At 71.1% G+C, this 19,653-nt stretch carries 18 protein-coding genes; 12 read left to right on the forward strand and 6 right to left on the reverse strand.

The window, feature by feature from the left end; all coding sequences use genetic code 11:
• Positions 1-45: 45 nt before the first annotated feature.
• Positions 46-588 (reverse strand): MOSC domain-containing protein, encoded by a 543-nt coding sequence (locus tag ACFYOY_RS17100; protein WP_351882504.1) that lies wholly within the window; start codon positions 586-588, stop codon positions 46-48.
• A gap of 97 nt (positions 589-685) precedes the next feature.
• Positions 686-964: a hypothetical protein gene (locus tag ACFYOY_RS17105; RefSeq protein ID WP_388587779.1), complete on the reverse strand. Its 279-nt coding sequence runs from the start codon at positions 962-964 to the stop codon at positions 686-688.
• A 54-nt stretch (positions 965-1,018) separates the two neighbouring features.
• Between ACFYOY_RS17105 and holA the strand changes: the two genes are divergently transcribed.
• Entirely contained in the window at positions 1,019-2,014 is a 996-nt protein-coding gene (gene holA / locus ACFYOY_RS17110) for a DNA polymerase III subunit delta (RefSeq protein WP_351882506.1), read from the forward strand.
• 103 nt (positions 2,015-2,117) lie between these two features.
• Here the strand turns inward: holA and ACFYOY_RS17115 are convergent, their stop codons facing one another.
• Both ACFYOY_RS17115 and rpsT read right to left on the reverse strand, forming a co-directional pair.
• Positions 2,118-2,828, reverse strand: coding sequence for a hypothetical protein (locus tag ACFYOY_RS17115; RefSeq protein WP_351882508.1), 711 nt, complete (start codon positions 2,826-2,828; stop codon positions 2,118-2,120).
• A 536-nt stretch (positions 2,829-3,364) separates the two neighbouring features.
• Positions 3,365-3,631, reverse strand: coding sequence for a 30S ribosomal protein S20 (gene rpsT / locus ACFYOY_RS17120; protein WP_059147918.1), 267 nt, complete (start codon positions 3,629-3,631; stop codon positions 3,365-3,367).
• A gap of 238 nt (positions 3,632-3,869) precedes the next feature.
• Between rpsT and lepA the strand changes: the two genes are divergently transcribed.
• From lepA to hemW, 4 genes are all read left to right on the forward strand, one after another.
• On the forward strand, positions 3,870-5,747 hold the full coding sequence (gene lepA, locus ACFYOY_RS17125; protein ID WP_351882510.1) for a translation elongation factor 4: 1,878 nt from the start codon (positions 3,870-3,872) through the stop codon (positions 5,745-5,747).
• 246 nt (positions 5,748-5,993) lie between these two features.
• Entirely contained in the window at positions 5,994-7,883 is a 1,890-nt protein-coding gene (locus tag ACFYOY_RS17130; protein ID WP_351882512.1) for a long-chain fatty acid--CoA ligase, read from the forward strand.
• 185 nt (positions 7,884-8,068) lie between these two features.
• Positions 8,069-10,168, forward strand: a complete 2,100-nt coding sequence (locus tag ACFYOY_RS17135; RefSeq protein ID WP_388587785.1) for a SpoIIE family protein phosphatase — start codon at positions 8,069-8,071, stop codon at positions 10,166-10,168.
• Between the two features lie 146 nt (positions 10,169-10,314).
• On the forward strand, positions 10,315-11,547 hold the full coding sequence (gene hemW, locus ACFYOY_RS17140; RefSeq protein WP_351882516.1) for a radical SAM family heme chaperone HemW: 1,233 nt from the start codon (positions 10,315-10,317) through the stop codon (positions 11,545-11,547).
• An 11-nt stretch (positions 11,548-11,558) separates the two neighbouring features.
• Here the strand turns inward: hemW and ACFYOY_RS17145 are convergent, their stop codons facing one another.
• Positions 11,559-12,380: a DUF3097 domain-containing protein gene (locus tag ACFYOY_RS17145; RefSeq protein WP_351882518.1), complete on the reverse strand. Its 822-nt coding sequence runs from the start codon at positions 12,378-12,380 to the stop codon at positions 11,559-11,561.
• Positions 12,381-12,441: 61 nt separating this feature from the next.
• Complete coding sequence (locus tag ACFYOY_RS17150; protein ID WP_351882520.1) at positions 12,442-13,164, reverse strand: MBL fold metallo-hydrolase; 723 nt, start codon at positions 13,162-13,164, stop codon at positions 12,442-12,444.
• 164 nt (positions 13,165-13,328) lie between these two features.
• Between ACFYOY_RS17150 and hrcA the strand changes: the two genes are divergently transcribed.
• The 7 genes from hrcA (at position 13,329) to ACFYOY_RS17185 (ending at position 19,595) form a co-directional block, all read left to right on the forward strand.
• On the forward strand, positions 13,329-14,345 hold the full coding sequence (hrcA, locus tag ACFYOY_RS17155; RefSeq protein WP_014060643.1) for a heat-inducible transcriptional repressor HrcA: 1,017 nt from the start codon (positions 13,329-13,331) through the stop codon (positions 14,343-14,345).
• Positions 14,346-15,479, forward strand: coding sequence for a molecular chaperone DnaJ (gene dnaJ / locus ACFYOY_RS17160; RefSeq protein ID WP_093461711.1), 1,134 nt, complete (start codon positions 14,346-14,348; stop codon positions 15,477-15,479).
• Between the two features lie 100 nt (positions 15,480-15,579).
• Positions 15,580-16,671: a nitronate monooxygenase gene (locus ACFYOY_RS17165; RefSeq protein WP_351882523.1), complete on the forward strand. Its 1,092-nt coding sequence runs from the start codon at positions 15,580-15,582 to the stop codon at positions 16,669-16,671.
• Complete coding sequence (locus ACFYOY_RS17170; protein WP_351882525.1) at positions 16,668-17,411, forward strand: 16S rRNA (uracil(1498)-N(3))-methyltransferase; 744 nt, start codon at positions 16,668-16,670, stop codon at positions 17,409-17,411. The genes ACFYOY_RS17165 and ACFYOY_RS17170 overlap by 4 nt, the downstream gene beginning before the upstream one ends.
• A gap of 151 nt (positions 17,412-17,562) precedes the next feature.
• Entirely contained in the window at positions 17,563-18,234 is a 672-nt protein-coding gene (locus ACFYOY_RS17175; protein WP_351882527.1) for a hypothetical protein, read from the forward strand.
• A 77-nt stretch (positions 18,235-18,311) separates the two neighbouring features.
• A complete protein-coding gene (locus tag ACFYOY_RS17180) occupies positions 18,312-18,671 on the forward strand; it encodes a histidine triad nucleotide-binding protein (protein WP_351882529.1) in 360 nt (119 codons plus the stop codon).
• Positions 18,672-18,674: 3 nt separating this feature from the next.
• Complete coding sequence (locus ACFYOY_RS17185; RefSeq protein WP_351882531.1) at positions 18,675-19,595, forward strand: ribonuclease Z; 921 nt, start codon at positions 18,675-18,677, stop codon at positions 19,593-19,595.
• Positions 19,596-19,653 lie beyond the last annotated feature (58 nt).

The raw sequence follows: 19,653 nt of genomic DNA on the forward strand, positions 1-19,653 counted from the left end.
CTTCCGGAAGAGAGCCCAGGGCGATCCCGCCCCGCGGGGAAGCCGTCAGACCCGGTCCAGGGGGCGGTGGGGGCCGGTGGGGAGCTCTGCTGTGATCGTGTCGCCCGGGCGCACCGTGCCGCCCTCCTTCACGATGCTCATGATTCCGGCCTTGCGCACGATGTTCCCGGCCCCATCGCGGCCGACGACCTGCTTCAGGAGCCCGTTCTGGAAGTTGTCGATCTGCAGGCAGGGATTGCGGAGGCCGGTGACCTCCAGCACCGCGTCATCGCCGATGCGCAACAGCGTGCCGACCGGCAGGCCGAGCAGATCGATACCGCGGGTGGTGATGTTCTCGCCCAGGTCACCGGGCACCACCGTGAATCCCTCCGCACCGACCTCGGCGAAGAGCTCCTCATGGATGAGGTGGACTTGGCGCAGGTTCGGCTGGGTGGGGTCCTGTGCGACGCGCGAGCGGTGCTTGACGGTCACACCGGCGTGTACGTCGCCCTCGACACCGAGGCCGGCGAGCAGTGTGATGCCGTCCCGGTTCGGCTTGGTGAACGAGTACTCGCCGTTGCTGCTGACTGCCGTCACTGTCCCACTCATCCTTGGAACCCCCCTCGTCAGTGGCCACCTTCAGCGACCACCTTTAGTGGCCATTTTCAGTGACCACGATGAGCCATGACCCTGGCCAGGCGCCAGGCTATTCGGCCTCCAGCCAGCCCTCGTACTCGTCCGCGAACGCGTCCAGCGCCGCCGGGTCCAGGCCCCCGGCCGGGTCCTCGATCACCACCAGCCACTGGGCGTCCTCGGCGTCGTCCTCGCCCGCCAGCGCGTCCCGCACCAGCTGGGGCTCCTGGGCAATGCCGAAGCGCTCCGGCAGCGCCTCGGCCACCTCCTCCGCGGCGTCGCGGTCGGGCAGCACCAGGATGTGCCGGGCGCCGGTCAGTCCTTCATCGATCACCGGAACATTGTCGGACATCCGGGCGGCAGCACGCGGCGGGGTTGTCGGTGGTCCGTGGGATGCTGGACCGCGATGGCCAGGAAGACGACGACCGACGATCCGCTCGCCCCCGTGACGCTCGCCGTGGGCCAGGAGGAGCTGCTGCTCGACCGCGCCGTGCAGCAGGTGGTGGCGGCTGCCCGCGCGGCCGACCCCGACACCGATGTGCGCGACCTGACGCCCGACGCGCTCCAGCCCGGCACCCTCGCCGAGCTCACCAGCCCCTCGCTCTTCGCCGAGCGCAAGGTGGTCGTGGTGCGGAGCGCACAGGATCTGTCGGCCGACACGATCAAGGACGTGAAGGGCTATCTCGGCGCCCCGGCCGAGGAGATCACGCTGGTGCTGCTGCACGCGGGCGCGGCCAAGGGCAAGGGGCTGCTCGACGCCGCCCGTAAGGCCGGGGCGCGCGAGGTCGCCTGCCCGAAGATGACCAAGCCCGCCGACCGACTGGCGTTCGTGCGCTCGGAGTTCCGGGCCACCGGCCGGTCCGCCACCCCCGAGGCATGCCAGGCTCTGGTCGACGCCATCGGGAGCGATCTGCGCGAGCTGGCCAGCGCGGTCTCCCAGCTCGTGGCCGATGTCGAGGGCACGATCGACGAGGCCATCGTCGCGCGCTACTACACCGGCCGCGCCGAGGCGTCCAGCTTCACCGTCGCCGACCGCGCCGTCGAGGGGCGTGCGGCCGAGGCGCTGGAGGCGCTGCGCTGGGCCGTCTCCACCGGGGTGCCGCCGGTGCTGATCACCAGCGCCCTGGCCCAGGGCGTCCGCGCGATCGGCAAGCTGGCCTCCGCACCGCGCGGCGCCCGCCCCGGCGATCTCGCCCGTGAGCTGGGCATGCCGCCATGGAAGATAGACCGGGTGCGGCAGCAGATGCGCGGCTGGTCGGCGGATGGAGTGGCGGTCGCGCTGCGCGCCGTCGCCGAGGCCGACGCGGGGGTCAAGGGCGGCGGAGACGATCCGGCGTATGCCCTGGAGAAGGCGGTCGTCACGATCGTCCGCGCCGCCCGGGCGGGCCGAGGTCAGCCGTAGGCCGCGGGCCGAGGTCAGCCCTAGGCCCTGGCCGAGGTGCCGCGGGCAATCCGCATCCGCATCCGCTTCCGATCGGAGCGACGGCCCGGCTCAGGCCCGCGAGTTACTCCTTCATCTTCTCCAGCGTCGCCTTGGCGCTCTTCTTGAGCAGCTCGGTGGCTTCCTCGGGTGTCTTGGCCGAGGCGCTGGACGAGGACGACACATACTGCGACCAGGTCGACTGATAGGTCATCCAGCCGTCCCGCACGGCGAGGATCACATAGGCGCCGGTGTTGGAGCTGCTGCTGTTGTTCTGCTTCACCACATACGCTTCGTCGCCCAGCCCGCTGACCGGGCTCACCTCGTAGCTGTACGTGGACGTCTTCTGGTCCTCGTACGACCGGTACTGGGCCTCGAACTCCGGCCCGGGGTTGGTCTTCTTGTGCAGCGACGCCGTGGTGTAGAGCCAGACCGAGGAGTAGTCGCTGCTGCTCGAGCCGCTCGGCTCGAAGTCGATATTGCAGGTCATCGAGTCCAGCGCGGCGTTCTCGGAGCTGCTGTGCTGCGGGTTCGACGTCGATGTCGACGTCGACCCGCTCTCGTCCTTCTGCTCGTACCCGGCGTCCTCGAAGGGCTGGGTATCCGTCGGGGTGCACAGATTGGTCCGATAGCGGTAGCCCGCGAGATCGGCCTTCGCCTCGTCCTCGAACCCTCCGGTGGCGAACAGCACCCCGGCCCAGACCGCCGAGGCGACCACGGCCCCGCCCAGCCCCCACAGCCAGCCCTTGCCGCCGCCTCCGGAGCCGGTGGGCGGCGCCCCGGGTGGCATGCTCATCGGCCCGTACCCACCGCCCAGGGGGAGGGAAGGCATCGTCGGCTGGGCGTACGCGTACGGATGGTGCTGGGGCGGCTGGGGCTGGGGCGGCACCTGACCGTACGGGCCGGGCGGCGGGCTCTGCGGCGGCCCCTGCGGTGATTCCTGGCGCCCCTGCGACAGAATCTCCGGCGGGCTCTGCGGCGCACTCTGCGGAGGGCTCTGCTGAGGTGGCTGAGGGGGTTGGGGCGGCTGCGGCGGGCCGTACGGATTGGGTGTTTCCCCCGGTGTCGACATGACGTGAACATACCCGAATTAAGCGCGAAAGCCCCGCCCTGTCCTTGGGGAAAGAACAGGCGCGGGGCCTTCGTGTCGATCGAGTGCGCCGCACCCGCGTGGCGAACGCAGGCCGCGTGCGGCGCGGTGCCGCTGAGAGAGCTGAAGAAGCTCTCGGCTGCCGGTCGGAGCGGGTGAGAGGGACCGCTGTGCCCAAACCGGCGGCGGGGTGGGGCGGTGTGCCCCGGAAGGGTCAGCCTTCGAGATCAGCCGGGAGGGTGTCAGCCCTTGAGGCCGGCGACCTGCTGGGCGATCGCCGACTTCTTGTTGGCGGCGTTGTTCTTGTGCAGAACACCCTTGCTGACGGCCTTGTCGAGCTTGCGCGCGGCGGCGCGGGCGGCTTCGGTGGCCTTCTCGGCGTCACCGGCGGCCACGGCCTCGCGGGTGCGGCGGATGGCGGTCTTCAGCTCGGACTTGACCGCCTTGTTGCGCTGGCGCGCCTTCTCGTTCGTCTTGTTCCGCTTGATCTGGGACTTGATGTTCGCCACGTAGAAAGCCTTCGCAGGTTCGTTGGGTTTCGCTTGCTTCGGTGTGCGTCCGTGCCCGTGGAGGTGTCCATGAGAGTCCATGGAGATGTCCGTCAGCGAGGGGCACGAGACACAGTCGGCCAGGTTACCAGCAGGGTCCATGGCGTCCCAAACCCGGAAGAGGTCGCCATTCATGGGACCATGGACGGGACTGACCCATACCGATAACACCGAGTCCCGCCTAGACACAGGACCCTGCGTGCCCGCGACCCCTACCAATGTGCCGGAGCCTAGCCGTACCGATCCGGCTCTGATCCGTAACTTCTGCATCATCGCGCACATCGACCACGGCAAGTCGACGCTCGCCGACCGCATGCTCCAGCTGACCGGTGTGGTTGATCAGCGGCAGATGCGCTCGCAGTACCTCGACCGCATGGACATCGAGCGCGAGCGCGGCATCACGATCAAGTCCCAGGCGGTCCGGCTGCCCTGGGCGCCGACGAAGGATGAGGGCGGCGAGTCGGCCACCCATATCCTCAACATGATCGACACCCCCGGCCATGTGGACTTCACCTATGAGGTCTCGCGCTCCCTCGCCGCCTGTGAGGGCTGCATCCTGCTGGTCGACGCGGCCCAGGGCATCGAGGCCCAGACCCTCGCCAACCTCTATCTGGCGATGGAGAACGACCTCACGATCATCCCGGTCCTCAACAAGATCGACCTGCCCGCCGCCCAGCCCGAGAAGTACGCCGCCGAGCTGGCCCATCTCATCGGCTGCGACACCTCCGACGTGCTCAGGGTCTCCGCGAAGACCGGCGAGGGCGTGGCCGAGCTGCTGGACCGGGTCGTCGAGCTCGTTCCGTCCCCGGTGGGCGTTTATGACGCCCCCGCCCGCGCGATGATCTTCGACTCCGTCTATGACGCCTACCGGGGCGTGGTGACCTATGTGAAGGTCGTCGACGGCACGCTCAGCAAGCGCGAGCGGATCAAGATGATGTCCACCGGTGCCGCCCATGAGCTGCTGGAGATCGGCACCAACTCCCCGGAGATGACCCCCGCCGACGGGCTGTCCGTGGGCGAGGTGGGCTATCTGATCACCGGTGTGAAGGACGTCCGCCAGTCCAAGGTCGGTGACACGATCACCCAGGTCACCCGCGGTGCGCAGGAGGCTCTGGGCGGTTACAAGGACCCGAAGCCGATGGTGTTCTCGGGGCTGTATCCGCTGGACGGCTCCGACTACCCGGAGCTGCGCGAGGCCCTGGACAAGCTGCAGCTCAACGATGCCGCGCTGGTCTATGAACCGGAGACCTCGGCCGCTCTCGGCTTCGGCTTCCGCGTCGGCTTCCTCGGGCTGCTGCACCTGGAGGTCATCCGTGAGCGCCTGGAGCGCGAATTCAATCTCGACCTGATCGCCACCGCGCCCAATGTGGTCTACCGGGTGGAGATGGAGGACGGCAGCGAGCACACGGTGACCAACCCCAGCGAGTTCCCCGTGGGCAAGATCGACACGGTGCACGAGCCGGTCGTCCGGGGCACGATCCTCGCCCCGAGCGAGTTCATCGGCGCGATCATGGAGCTGTGCCAGAACCGCCGCGGGGTGCTGCTCGGCATGGACTACCTCTCCGAGGACCGGGTCGAGATCCGCTACACCCTGCCGCTGGCCGAGGTCGTCTTCGACTTCTTCGACCAGCTGAAGTCCAAGACCCGCGGCTATGCCTCGCTCGACTACGAGCCCACCGGTGAGCAGACCTCGGACCTGGTCAAGGTCGACATCCTGCTGCACGGCGACAAGGTGGACGCGTTCTCGGCGATCACCCACAAGGACAAGGCGTACGCGTACGGCGTCCGGCTGGTCGCCAAGCTGCGCGAGCTCATCCCGCGGCAGAACTTCGAGGTGCCCATCCAGGCGGCCATCGGCTCCCGGGTCATCGCCCGTGAGACGGTCCGTGCGATCCGTAAGGACGTCCTCGCCAAGTGCTACGGCGGTGACATCTCCCGTAAGCGGAAGCTGCTGGAGAAGCAGAAGGAAGGCAAGAAGCGGATGAAGATGGTCGGCAACGTGGAGGTTCCCCAGGAGGCCTTCATCGCGGTGCTGTCCTCCGACTCCGACGGTAAGGACGCCAAGGCGAAGAAATAGGAGCCGCCCCGGGCGGGCGTGGAGCCCTGGCAAAGGTGAGGGCGGAGCCCACGGGGAGAGTGCGGTCAGCGGGCCTGGTGCGATGGTTGCGCCGGGCCTGCTGTGTGCGGGGGAACCTCTTGGGCATCTCGTGAGAACAACGTGACGCGGACCCCCTTACGCGGTAAGGATTCGGCCCCTACTCTGATCACCACTCGAAGGTTACTCGCGAGTCACCAAGCAATGAGGCGGGCCCCGGAGGATGCCGTGACCGACACACAGATCTTGCTCGAGAACCGGCCGCCGTCTTTGGCGACGCACTTCCTCCAGCGCGTCGAGGCGACACCGGACGGGGAGGCGTACCGCTATCCGGTGCCTCCCGCCTCGGGCACCGGCCCCGATGACTGGCGGCCGCTGACCTGGCGGGAAAGCGCGGATCGGGTCTTCGCCATCGCCGCCGGGCTGATCGAACTGGGCATCCGCCCCGAGGAGCGGGTGGCGCTGGCCTCCTCGACCCGCGTCGAATGGATCCTGGCCGACCTCGGCGTGCTGTGCGCGGGCGCGGCCACCACCACGGTCTACCCGACCACCAACGCCGACGAGACCTCCTTCATCCTCTCCGACTCCGGCAGCCGGGTCCTGATCGCCGAGGACGCGACGCAGCTCGCCAAGGTGCGGGCGCAGCGCGAGGAACTCCCCGAGCTGGCCCATGTGGTGGTGATCGAGGCCGGGGACGCCGTCCCCGCCGCGGACGACCCCGAGGGCTGGGTGCTCTCGCTCGCCGAGCTGGAGAAGCGGGGCGCGGCCCGTCTGGAGCGAGAGCCGGGCGCCGTACGGGAGCGCATGGACGCCCTGCGCGGCGATCAGCTGGCGACGCTCATCTACACCTCCGGTACCACCGGGCGCCCCAAGGGCGTACGGCTGGCGCATGACTCCTGGTCGTACATGGCCATCGTGATCGGCACCCAGGACGGGCTGCTCTACCCCGACGATGTGCAGTACCTGTGGCTGCCGCTCGCGCATGTCTTCGGCAAGGTGCTGACGGCGGGGCAGATCTACGTCGGCCACACCACGGCGGTGGACGGCCGGGTCGACAAGATCATCGACAATCTGCCGGTGGTCCGGCCGACCTATATGTGCGCCGTGCCTCGGATCTTCGAGAAGGTCTACAACGGGGTGGCCCAGCGGGCGCGCGAGGGCGGCGGGGCCAAGTACAAGATCTTCCAATGGGCCGTCGAGGTCTCCCGGGAGTACGCCAGGACTTCGCAGGACACCTTCCGCCGCACCGGCACCGCCTCCGTGCCCTTCGGCCTCAAGGCCCAGCACGCGGTGGCCGACAAGCTGGTCTACGGCAAGCTGCGCGAGGCGTTCGGCGGCCGGCTGCGGGCCGCGGTGTCCGGCTCCGCCGCGCTCGCCCCCGACATCGGCTACTTCTTCGCGGGCGCCGGGATCAACATCCTGGAGGGCTACGGCCTGACCGAGTCCAGCGCCGCCAGCTTCCTCAACCCGGCGGACTACCGCACGGGCACGGTCGGCAAGGCGTTCCCCGGCCTGGAGGTGCGGTTCGCCGAGGACGGCGAGGTGCTGCTGCGCGGACCCGGCATCATGCAGGGCTACCACGGGCTGCCGGAGCTGACCGAGCAGGTGCTGGAGTCCGACGGCTGGTTCCACACCGGAGACATCGGGGAGCTCTCCCCCGACGGCTATCTGCGGATCACCGACCGCAAGAAGGACCTGATCAAGACCTCGGGCGGCAAGTACGTCGCCCCGGCGGAGGTCGAGGGCCAGTTCAAGGCGGTGTGCCCGTTCGTCTCCAACATCCTGGTGCACGGTGCCGACCGCAACTACTGCACCGCGCTGATCGCCCTCGACGAGCCGACGATCATGAAGTGGGCGGCCGAGCACGGCCTCGGGGGCAAGTCCTACGCGGAGGTCGTGGCCACCGACGAGACACGGAAGCTGATCGAGAGCTATGTGCTCCGGCTCAACGAGGGACTGCAGCGCTGGCAGACGATCAAGAAGTTCCGGCTGCTGCCGCGCGATCTCGACGTGGAACACGGGGAGTTGACGCCCAGCCTGAAGCTGAAGCGCCCGGTGGTCGAGCGTGAGTACAAGGCCCTGATCGAGGACATGTACGCGGGCACGCGGGAGGTTTAACGGGCAAGGATACGACCCCGCACCGGATTTCAGGTTGACCGGCCCGCCGGACACATGAATTTTCCCCTTATCGCGGTTCACTTGCGTAACCCGGTGCATATGAGGGCGGTCCGTCTGTCACTCTGTCCGTGCCGGATACGGTTACGGATACGGCGTTATGACGGAGCTTCTTCAGGAGCCGCACAGTGGGGACGTCATCTTCTGCCACTTCTGGTGGGTCGGTTGAGGGCGGTGGGGTTGTTCTACCGGTCGGGGGTGGGATTGGCCCCGTTCGTACCAGCGCCTCGGCGCGCGTCAGCCTGCCCGGCACTCCGCTCGCGGCCTCGGCCGCCCGCCGGTTCGTCCGTGCCGCCCTCGCCGACTGGGCCGCGCTCGAGGTCCCGGCCGCCGACCGGGTCACCGACCGGGTCGCGGACGAGGCCATACTGCTGGTGAGCGAGCTGGTCACCAACGCGGTGGTGCACGCCGGCACCGCCGTCGAGGTGAGCTGTGCGCTCGATGTGTCGGACCGTGAGGGCGAACCGCCGTCCCTGGTGGTGGAGGTGACCGATCACCACCCCACCCGGGTGGTGCGCGGCGATCCGCCGGATCCGGACGAGCGGCCGGAGTACGCCGGTGGCCACGGGCTGCGCCTGGTGGCCGAGCTCGCCGAGTCCTGGGGGACGACCTACCGGCGGGCGACCAAGTCGGTGTGGTTCCAGATGGCGGTGGCGCCCACCGGGGCGGCCACCGCGGGGACGGGCACCATGGGCTCGGTCTTCATGGACGCCGCGGCCGCCATGGACCCGGCGACCGCCACCGTGGCCGAGCCCGAGGGCGGGTTCGGGGCGGGGGCCGTCCGCGAGGGCCTGGGCCCCGTCCCTGAGGGCGCGGGAGTCGTCTGTGAAGGCCGTAAGGAGTCCGTCGAGATCGTCGCGCCCGCGCCGGGCCGCGCCCCCGTCCGCCTCGACCCCGACTGGATCCAGCGCGGCGCGCTCTCCTTCCTCGCTGAGGCGTCCGACCTGCTGGCCGGGCAGTTCGACGAGGACATGGTGACCTCGCTCGCCGGCCAGCTGCTGGTGCCCCGGCTCGCCGACTGGTGCGCGATCTGGCTCGACTCCACGAGCGGCCCGCCGCGGCTGGCCCGGGTCTGGCACGCCAGCGAGGGGCGCATCGAGGGCCTGCGGCGGGTGCTGGAGAAGGAGCCGCCCCAGGTGCCCGCCGCCGTCCGCGGCAGCGCCGTGGAGTGGCCCTGGCCGGCCGACCCCGCCGCGTACGGGCCCGGCGGCGCGGCCCTCGCCTGCCGGCTGGTCGCGGGCGGCCGGGCGCTCGGCACGCTGTTGCTGGGGCGGGCCGGGCTGGTGCGGATGCCGGACGAAGCGGTCGGCCTGGTCGAGGACTTCGCCCGCCGCGTCGCCCTGGCACTCGCCTCCGCCCGCCGCTACACCCGGCAGGCGACCATCAGCCGGGTGCTGCAGCGCGGACTGCTGCCGTCCGTCATCCCGCGCATCCCCGGCGTCGAGTCGGCGGTCGTGTACGAGCCGACCGGCGACATCTCGGCCGGGGGCGACTTCTACGACGTCTTCCCGGCCGGTGACGGCCGCTGGTGCTTCGTCCTGGGCGACGTCTGCGGAAACGGCCCGGAGGCGGCCGTGGTGACCGGCCTCGTCCGGCCCTGGCTGCGGCTGCTCGCCCGCGAGGGGTACGGCGTGGGAGAGGTCCTGGACCGGCTCAACCAGCTCCTGGGCGAGGAGGCGGTGGAACAGGCGGTCGAGGGCGCCGCGGAGGCCGTGGCGGCCGGTGTGGAGGCCGTGGGAGGCCCCGCCGGGGTCGTGGAGCTGATGGACGGCGGCCTGGTCGGCACGGGGCTCCCGGTGGGCGGCGGGGTCGCGCGGTTCCTGTCGCTGCTGTACGGGGAGCTGGAGCCGCTGGGCGAGGGCCAGGGGGTGCGCTGCACGCTGGCCAGCGCGGGACATCCGCTGCCGCTGGTGCTGCGGCCCGAGGGCGAGGTGCGGACCGTCGCGGCGCCGCAGATACTGCTGGGCGTTGTGGACGATGTGACGTACGAGAGTGAATCGTTCGATCTGGCGCCCGGGGAAACGCTGCTCTGTGTGACGGACGGGGTGACGGAGCACCGATCCGGCGACCGGCAGTTCGACGACGAGGACGGCCTGGCGGCGGCGTTCGCGCTGTGCGCGGGGCTGAGCGCGCGGGAGGTCGCGGAGCGGGTGCGGCAGGCGGTGGACGAGTTCGCGGCGGAGCCGCCGGACGACGACCTGGCGATGCTGGTCCTGAAGGTGGTCTAGGCCCCGTCCGGCGAGGCCCTGTGCGGCGACGATCCGCCGGGCAGGCCCGGGCGGGCCCGGACAGGCCCGGACAGGCCCGGGCTCCGGGCTCCGGGGCCCGCACCTCGTGGTCCTGGGCGGCGCGGGCCGTGACGGACAATGGGGGCATGCCTTCCGTACTGCCAGATGGTGAGCCCATGCCCGAGGACGGCGCACTGCCCGCGACCGCTTTGGCGGGGGCGGAGCGTCGGCCGCTGGGGTTCTATCTGCATGTGCCGTACTGCGCCACCCGCTGCGGCTACTGCGACTTCAACACCTACACCGCCAGTGAGCTGCGCGGCTCCGGCGGTGTGCTCGCCTCGCGGGACAACTACGCCGAGCAGGTCGTCGACGAGGTGCGGCTGGCGCGGAAGGTGCTGGGCGAGGACCCGCGGCCCGTGGAGACCGTCTTCGTCGGCGGCGGGACCCCGACCCTGCTCGCCGCGGCGGACCTCGGGCGGATGCTCGGGGCGATCCGGGAGGAGTTCGGGCTGGCCGAGGGGGTCGAGGTCACGACCGAGGCGAATCCGGAGTCGGTCGACCCGCGCTATCTGGCGGAGCTGCGGGAGGCGGGGTTCAACCGGATCTCCTTCGGGATGCAGAGCGCCCGGCAGCACGTTCTGAAGGTGCTGGACCGTACGCATACCCCCGGGCGGCCGGAGGCGTGCGTGGCCGAGGCGCGGGCGGCCGGGTTCGACCATGTGAACCTGGACCTGATCTACGGGACGCCGGGGGAGAGCGACGCGGACTGGCGGGCCTCCCTGGAGGCGGCGCTCGGCGCGGGGCCGGACCATGTGTCGGCGTATGCGCTGATCGTGGAGGAGGGCACCCAGCTGGCGCGGCGGATCCGGCGCGGCGAGGTTTCGATGACCGACGACGATGTGCACGCGGACCGCTATCTGATCGCCGAGGAGACCCTGTCGGCCGCCGGGTTCGCCTGGTACGAGGTCTCCAACTGGGCCACCTCGCCCGCCGGGCGCTGCCGGCACAACGAGCTGTACTGGCGCGGCGCCGACTGGTGGGGCGCCGGCCCCGGCGCACACAGCCACGTGGGCGGCGTGCGGTGGTGGAACGTGAAGCACCCCGGGGCGTATGCGCAGGCCCTGGGCGAGGGCCGGTCGCCCGGCGCGGGCCGGGAGCTGCTGACCGGCGAGGAGCGCCGGGTGGAGCGGATCCTGCTGGAGCTGCGGCTGGTCGAGGGCTGCCCGCTGGAGCTGCTGCGCCCGGCCGGGGCGGCAGCCGCGGCACGGGCGCTGGAGGACGGCCTGCTGGACCCGGAGCCGTACGGACGGGGGCGGGCCGTGCTCACGCTGCGCGGGCGGCTGCTGGCGGACGCGGTGGTGCGCGACCTGGTGGACTGAGAGCTGAGCCGTCAGCCCTGCGGGGCCGTCACGAAGTCGATCAACTCCTCCACCCTCCCCAGGAGCTCCGGCTGGAGGTCCTTGTAGGAGTGGACCGAGGACAGGATCCGCTGCCAGGCGGCCCCGGTGTTCTCCGGCCAGCCCAGGGCACGGCAGACGCCCTTCTTCCAGTCCTGGCCGTGCGGCACCGTCGGCCAGGCCGGGATGCCGACGGACGACGGCTTCACGGCCTCCCAGATGTCGATGTAGGGGTGGCCGAGGACCAGCACCTGCTCGCCGGTGACCTGCGCGGCGATACGGGACTCCTTGGAGCCCGTCACCAGGTGGTCGACGAGGACGCCGAGCCGGGCGTCCGGGCCGGGGGAGAAGTCATCGACGATGGCGGGCAGGTCGTCGACGCCCTCCAGGTACTCCACGACGACGCCCTCGATGCGCAGATCGTCGCCCCAGACCCGCTCCACCAGCTCCGCGTCATGGCGCCCCTCGACGTAGATGCGCCCCGCACGGGCGACCCTCGCGCGCGCTCCCGGAACGGCGATCGACCCCGAGGCCGTGCGCTGGGGCGCGCTGGGGGCCGCCGCGCGCGGGCGTACGAGGGTGACGACACGCCCCTCGAGGAGAAAACCGCGCGCCTCCATGGGGAAGACACGATGTTTGCCGAAGCGGTCCTCCAGAGTGACCGTGGGGCCCTGGGCGGTCTTCTCGCAGCGGATCACGGCGCCGCAGAAGCCGGTGGTGACCTCCTCCACGACGAGGTCCGGTTCGGCGGGGACCTCCGGGGCGGGCCGCTGCCGCTTCCAGGGCGGGGTCAGGTCCGGGTCGTACTGTCGCATCCGGATGACGATAGCGCGCGACGACCGCCCACTCCTGTAGTGCGGACAACTAGGTGGACGCCTAGAGGGACACGCCGAAGCGGGCCGCCAGTTCGTCACGTTGGGCCCGCACGAACGCGGCGTCCACGACCGAGCCGTGCCCCGGGACGTATCGCGCGTCCGGGCCGCCGAGGGCGAGCAGCCGGTCGAGGGCGGCGGGCCAGCGGCCCGGGATCGCGTCCGGTCCGGCCTGGGGCGTGCCGGACTCCTCCACCAGATCGCCGCAGAAGACCACCTCGGGCCGGCCGGGCACCAGAACGGCCAGGTCATGGGCGGTGTGGCCGGGCCCCACATTGGCCAGCAGCACCGGCCGGTCGCCCAGGTCGAGGGTGAGCTCCCCGGAGACCGGGTGGTGCGGGCCGACCAGATGGTCCACGGCCTCGGTGGCGGCGTCCCGGTCCACCCCGTGGCGGATCGCGTCCTCGCGCAGCGTCTCCCGCTCGCGGCGCAGCAGCTCGTCCATGCCCGTGGCCCCGTACACCTCGCAGCCCGCGAAGGCGGCCGAGCCCAGGACGTGGTCGAAGTGCGGATGGGTGAGCGCGATCCGGGTGGGGCGGCGGCCGGTCAGCCGGGTGATCAGGGCGCGCAGCTCGGCACCGGCGCGCAGGGTCGCGCCGGTGTCCACGACGAGGATGTCGGTCCGGCCGACGACCACGCCGACCGTTTCGTCCCACTCCGGCAACCGACGGCGGGCCACACCGGGCGCGAGCCGCTCCCAGCCTGCCTCTTCCCAACACGTCTCCATACCGCGACGCTAGCTCAACAGGGATGGGGGAGAGTTGCTGCCAGCGGCGACTCTTGCCCATGCCACCGCACCCCGCCGTACACTGGCGGAGGGGCTCTGGCACTCGTGCCCAGTGAGTGCCAGGCGGACGACCTGATGAGACCGCTGGACTGGAGGTGCGCGGGGTGCTCAGCGAACGCAGACTCGAGGTGCTGCGTGCCATTGTCCAGGACTATGTGGGGACGGAGGAGCCGGTCGGCTCCAAGGCGCTCACCGAGCGGCACCGGCTGGGGGTCTCCCCGGCCACGGTGCGTAACGACATGGCCGCTCTGGAGGACGAGGGGTTCATCGCCCAGCCGCATACGAGCGCCGGGCGGATCCCCACGGACAAGGGCTATCGCCTCTTCGTGGACAAGCTGGCGGGAGTGAAGCCGCTGTCCAGCCCGGAGCGGCGGGCCATTCAGAACTTCCTGGACGGTGCGGTCGACCTCGATGACGTGGTGGGCCGCACGGTCCGGCTGCTGGCGCAGCTGACCCGGCAGGTGGCGGTGGTGCAGTATCCATCGCTGACCCGCTCGACGGTGCGCCATGTGGAGCTGCTGCCGCTGGCCACGGCCCGGGTGATGCTGGTGCTGATCACCGACACCGGCCGGGTGGAGCAGCGCATGGTGGACTGCCCCACTCCGATCACCGAGGACTCGCTGGCCGATCTGCGCGCCCGGCTCAACAGCCGGGTCGTGGGTCGGCGTTTCGCGGATGTGCCGCAGTTGGTGCAGGATCTTCCGGAGTCCTTCGAACAGGAGGACCGGGGGACCGTCTCGATCGTGCTGTCGACCTTGCTCGAGACGCTGGTGGAGGAGACCGAGGAGCGGCTGATGATCGGCGGCACCGCGAACCTCACGCGTTTCGTGCATGATTTCCCCCTGACGATCCGGCCCGTCCTGGAGGCACTGGAGGAGCATGTCGTCCTCCTCAAGTTGCTGGGCGAGGCCAAGGACTCGGGTATGACCGTGCGGATCGGGCATGAGAATGCTCACGAGGGGCTCAACGCCACCTCGGTCGTCGCGGTCGGCTACGGTTCCGGCGACGAGGCGGTCGCCAAACTCGGCGTGGTCGGACCGACCCGCATGGACTACCCCGGAACGATGGGAGCGGTACGCGCAGTGGCACGTTACGTCGGACAGATCCTGGCGGAGTCGTAAGTGGCGACGGACTACTACGCAGTCCTGGGCGTGCCGCGTGATGCCTCGCAGGACCAGATCAAGAAGGCATTCCGCCGGCTCGCACGCGAGCTGCATCCGGATGTGAACCCGGATCCGAAGACCCAGGAGCGGTTCAAGGAGATCAACGCCGCTTACGAGGTCTTGTCGGACCCACAGAAGAAGCAGGTCTACGACCTGGGCGGAGACCCGATGTCCGGGGCCGGCGGCGGTGGCGCCGGCGGCTTCGGCGGGGGCTTCGGCAACTTCTCGGACATCATGGACGCGTTCTTCGGGACCGCTTCGCAGCGCGGCCCGCGCTCCAGGACCCGGCGCGGTCAGGACGCGATGATCCGTCTGGACGTGGAGCTCAGCGAGGCCGCGTTCGGGACCACCAAGGACATCCAGGTCGACACCGCGGTCGTCTGCACCACGTGCAGCGGCGAGGGCGCGGCGCCGGGCACCTCGGCGCAGACCTGTGACATGTGCCGTGGCCGCGGTGAGGTCTCCCAGGTGACGCGGTCCTTCCTGGGCCAGGTCATGACCTCGCGGCCGTGCCCCCAGTGCCAGGGCTTCGGCACCGTGGTGCCGACCCCGTGCCCGGAGTGCGCGGGCGACGGCCGGATCCGCTCGCGGCGCACCCTGACCGTGAAGATCCCCGCCGGTGTGGACAACGGCACCCGGATCCAGCTGGCTGGTGAGGGCGAGGTCGGACCCGGCGGCGGCCCGGCGGGCGACCTGTATGTGGAGATCCACGAGGTCCCGCACCCGGTCTTCCAGCGGCGCGGCGACGATATGCACTGCACGGTGACCATCCCGATGACGGCGGCGTCGCTGGGCACCAAGGTGCCGCTGGAGACGCTGGACGGCCTGGAGGAGGTCGACATCCGGCCCGGCACCCAGTCCGGCCAGTCGATCCCGCTGCACCAGCGCGGCGTCACCCATCTGCGGGGCGGCGGCCGGGGCGATCTGATCGTGCACGTCGAGGTGACCACCCCGACCAAGCTCGACCCGGAGCAGGAGGAGCTGCTGCGGCGGCTGTCGAAGCTGCGCGGTGAGGAGCGCCCGGTCGGCGAATTCAAGCCGGGGCAGCAGGGGCTGTTCTCGCGCTTGAAGGACGCGTTCAACGGGCGGTAGGCGCTTCCGGGCCGGGATGCGGCCCGTAGGGCGCCGCTGACGCCCGCAGCGCTGCTGATCCGGTGGTGAGCCCATGTGGAGGGCATGGCACGATGTGGCCATGTCCTCCGCGCTGACCGATCTTTACCGGTACCCGATCGTGCAGGCGCCGATGGCGGGTGGAGCCTCCTGCCCGCAGCTCGCCGCCACTGTCTCCGAGGCCGGTGGCCTCGGTTTCCTCGCTGCCGGCTACAAGACGCCGGAAGCGATGTATGAGGAGATCAAACAGCTGCGAGGGCTGACCGGACGGCACTTCGGTGTCAACCTGTTCATGCCGCAGCCGTCCAACGCCGACACGGCCGCCGTCGGGACCTACCGGGCACGGCTCACGGGCGAGGCGGCCTGGTACGAGACTCCGCTGGGCGATCCGGACGCGGGCTCGGACGACGCGTACGACGCCAAGCTCGCCGTACTCCTCGACAACCCGGTTCCGGTCGTCTCGTTCACCTTCGGCTGCCCGACCCGTGCGGTCCTCGACGCCTTCGCCAAGGCCGGCACCCGCACGATCGTGACCGTGACCTCGCCCGTCGAGGCGCAGACCGCCCAGTGGGCGGGCGCCGACGCCGTCTGTGTGCAGGGCGTGGAGGCGGGCGGCCATCAGGGCACGTACAGCAATGACCCGGCCGTCGACGGGATGGGCGCCGGGCTCGGTCTGCTGTCGCTGATCACGCTGGTCCGTGAGTACGTCCAGATCCCGATCATCGCGGCGGGCGGGATAATGCGTGGTTCGCAGATCGCCGCGGCGCTGGCCGCGGGCGCGGTCGCGGCCCAGATGGGGACCGCGTTCCTGGTGTGCCCCGAGTCCGGGGCGAACGCCCTGCACAAGCAGGCGATGACGGATCCGCTGTTCGGCCGGACCGAGCTGACCCGCGCCTTCTCCGGCCGCCCGGCCCGGGGCCTGGTCAACCGCTTCATGCGCGAGCACGGCCCGCACGCGCCCGCCGCCTACCCCCAGCTGCACCACATGACGTCCGGTCTCCGTAAGGCGGCCGCCAAGGCGGGCGATCCGCAGGGGATGGCGCTGTGGGCCGGGCAGGGGCACCGGCTGGCGCGCGAGTTGCCCGCCGCGCGGCTGGTGGAGACGCTCGCGGTGGAACTCGACGCCGCACGGGGCGAGTTGGGCCTTCAGCCCCAGCGGGGTGCGGTGTCGTGACCGCCCCGGTGTTCGTGGCCGACTCCCTGGCGGGTGCGGCCACGGGGGCCCGGGTCTGGCTGGACGGCCCGGAGGGGCGCCACGCGGTGTCCGTAAGGCGGCTGCGCGTCGGTGAGCCCGTGGTGGTGACGGACGGCCACGGTACGGGCGTCCAGGGCACCGTGGCGGCCGTCGAGGGCAAGGACCGGCTGCAGGTCGCGGTGGACGAGGTGCGCCGGGAGCCGGCCCCGGATCCGAGGATCACCGTCGTCCAGGCGCTGCCCAAGGGCGACCGGGGCGAACTGGCGGTGGAGACCATGACGGAGACCGGCGTGGACGCCGTCGTTCCGTGGTCGGCGTCCCGCTGCATCACCCAGTGGAAGGGCGAGCGCGGCCTCAAGGCGCTCGGCAAGTGGCGGTCGACCGCGCGCGAGGCGGGCAAGCAGTCCCGTCGGCTGACCTTCCCCGAGGTCACGGACGCGATGACGACCAAACAGGTTGCCCGGCTTCTCGCCGAAGCCGCGTTCGCGGCCGTGCTCCACGAGGAGGGCGGGGAACCGCTCGCGACGGCCCAACTGCCCGCGAGTGGCGAGATCGTGCTGGTCGTCGGGCCCGAAGGGGGCGTGTCCCCCGAGGAGTTGGCGGCCTTCGCCGAGGCGGGCGCGCGGCCGTACCGGCTGGGCCCGAGCGTGCTGCGCACCTCCACGGCCGGAACGGCGGCCGCCGCGCTGCTGCTCGGCCGCACCGGCCGCTGGGGATGAGAGGGTCCTCTGGGGTGAGAAACCCCTTAGGGGTCTCTTCGCGCTTCTGTGCGCCCGTACCTGGCCGAGGACGGCCTTCCGATACGCGTCGGCCGATGGGAACCTATCCCCTATGGGGGTATTGAGTCAGGCACGACGGGGACGGACGCTCTTGTCCGTCGCGGCGGTCGGCGCGGCGGTCGCGGTGACGGCGTGTGAGCCGACGGGGAGCGGTATCAGCTCCGTGACGGTCGCGATCACCACGGACCAGGTCGTCACGGAGGCGCTGGAGCGGGGCGGTGTCGGCGTCCGCTGGATGAGCTGCAACGCCGAGTTCAAGAACGGCCGTACGGCCGGTGCTTCGCCCTCGCGGAGCGAGCGCTCCGGGGAGACCGACGCGCGGGTGGACTGCCACGGCAGGACCGACAGCGACAAGGACATCAGGATCAAGGGCCGGGTGACCTATGTACGGGCGGACCACTGCGTCCGGGGCGATGTGACCGGCGAGGTGGACGGCCGGAAGGTCTTCGAGGCGCAGGTGATCGGGGAGTGCCAGGGCGGCGGCCCGGACACCGACAGCCCCCGGCCGACCCTCAGTCACCCGTGGGACCGCCCGAGCACCGAGAGCCCGCAGCCGACCCGTAGTCACCCGTGGGACCACCGGACCACCGAGGCCCCCGGGCCGACCCGGAGCCACCCGTGGGACCGCCCGAGCACCGATGACCCGCAGCCGACCCGCAGCTCCCCCTGGGACCACCCGACCACCGAGGGCGGCGCCGGTCAGGCCGGTACCGCGGACAGCGCCGGTAAGGGCGGTACCGAGGGCGGCGGTCAGGGCGAATAGGCCGTGATTTCTCCCGTCGGCAGGGGCTCCCGGTACCATCCGGACCGTATGTGCCGACGATCCGTAAGGAGCCACCGGTGGCGGGAGAACCGCAGGCCGACTGCCTGTTCTGCAAGATTGTCTCGGGGGAGGTGCCGGCCACCGTCGTCCGCGAGACGGACACCACCGTCGCCTTCCGCGACATAAACCCCCAGGCGCCCACGCACATCCTGGTGATCCCCAAGGTGCACTACCCGGACGCGGCCTCCCTCGCGGCGGCCGAACCACAGGGCGCCGCGGATGTGTTGCGCGAGGCGGGCGCGGTCGCCGCCGATGAGAAGCTCGTCGAGACGGGCTACCGCGTGGTGTTCAACACCGGCTCCGGCGCCGGCCAGACCGTCTTCCACGCCCATGCCCACGTCCTGGGCGGCCGCGGGCTCAACTGGCCCCCCGGATAACCCTTGTCCGCACGGGAACTGATCGTCCTCGGCACCGCCAGCCAGGTGCCGACCCGGCACCGCAACCACAACGGCTATCTGCTGCGCTGGGACGGCGAGGGCCTGCTGTTCGACCCCGGCGAGGGCACCCAGCGCCAGATGCTGCGGGCCGGGGTGGCCGCCCACGACATCGACCGGATCTGCGTCACGCACTTCCACGGGGATCACTCCCTGGGCCTGGCCGGGGTGATCCAGCGGATCAACCTCGACCGGGTGCCGCACCGGGTGACCGCCCACTACCCGGCGAGCGGACAGCGGTTCTTCGAGCGGCTGCGGTACGCGACCGCCTACCGCGAGACGGTGGCGCTGACCGAGGAGCCGGTCGCCGGTGACGGCGCGGTGCTGGCCCGCACCCGCGCGTACACGCTGGAGGCGGCCCGGCTCTCGCACCCCGTCGAGTCCTACGGCTATCGCCTGATCGAACCGGACGGCCGCAGGATGCTGCCCGAGCGGCTCGCCGCGTTCGGCATCCGAGGCCCGGAGATCGGCCGGCTGCAGCGGGATCGGATGCTGGAGATCGAGGGGCGTACGGTCACGCTCGAAGAGGTCAGCGAGGTGCGCCGGGGGCAGCGCTTCGCGTTCATCATGGACACCCGGCTGTGCGAGGGCGTCTTCGCGCTGGCGCAGGGGTGCGATCTGCTGGTCATCGAGTCGACCTTCCTGGACGAGGAGGAGGCGCTGGCCGTCGAGTACGGGCATCTGACCGCCGGGCAGGCGGCCAGGGTCGCCGCCGGGGCGGGGGTGCGGCATCTGGTGCTGACGCACTTCTCGCAGCGCTACGGCGATCCGTCCGACTTCGAGTGCCAGGCGCGGGCCGCCGGGTTCGAGGGGGAGCTCACGGTCGCCGAGGACCTGATGACGGTGGCGCTGCCCAAACGGCGCTGAGGGCGCCGCGGCGGGGCCGCCCGGGCCGTGGGGGGGCGGTGCAGGCCCGTGCCGCGGC

Origin of the sequence: Streptomyces sp. NPDC007875, assembly GCF_042868035.1 — a bacterium.
GTDB lineage: Bacteria > Actinomycetota > Actinomycetes > Streptomycetales > Streptomycetaceae > Streptomyces > Streptomyces antimycoticus.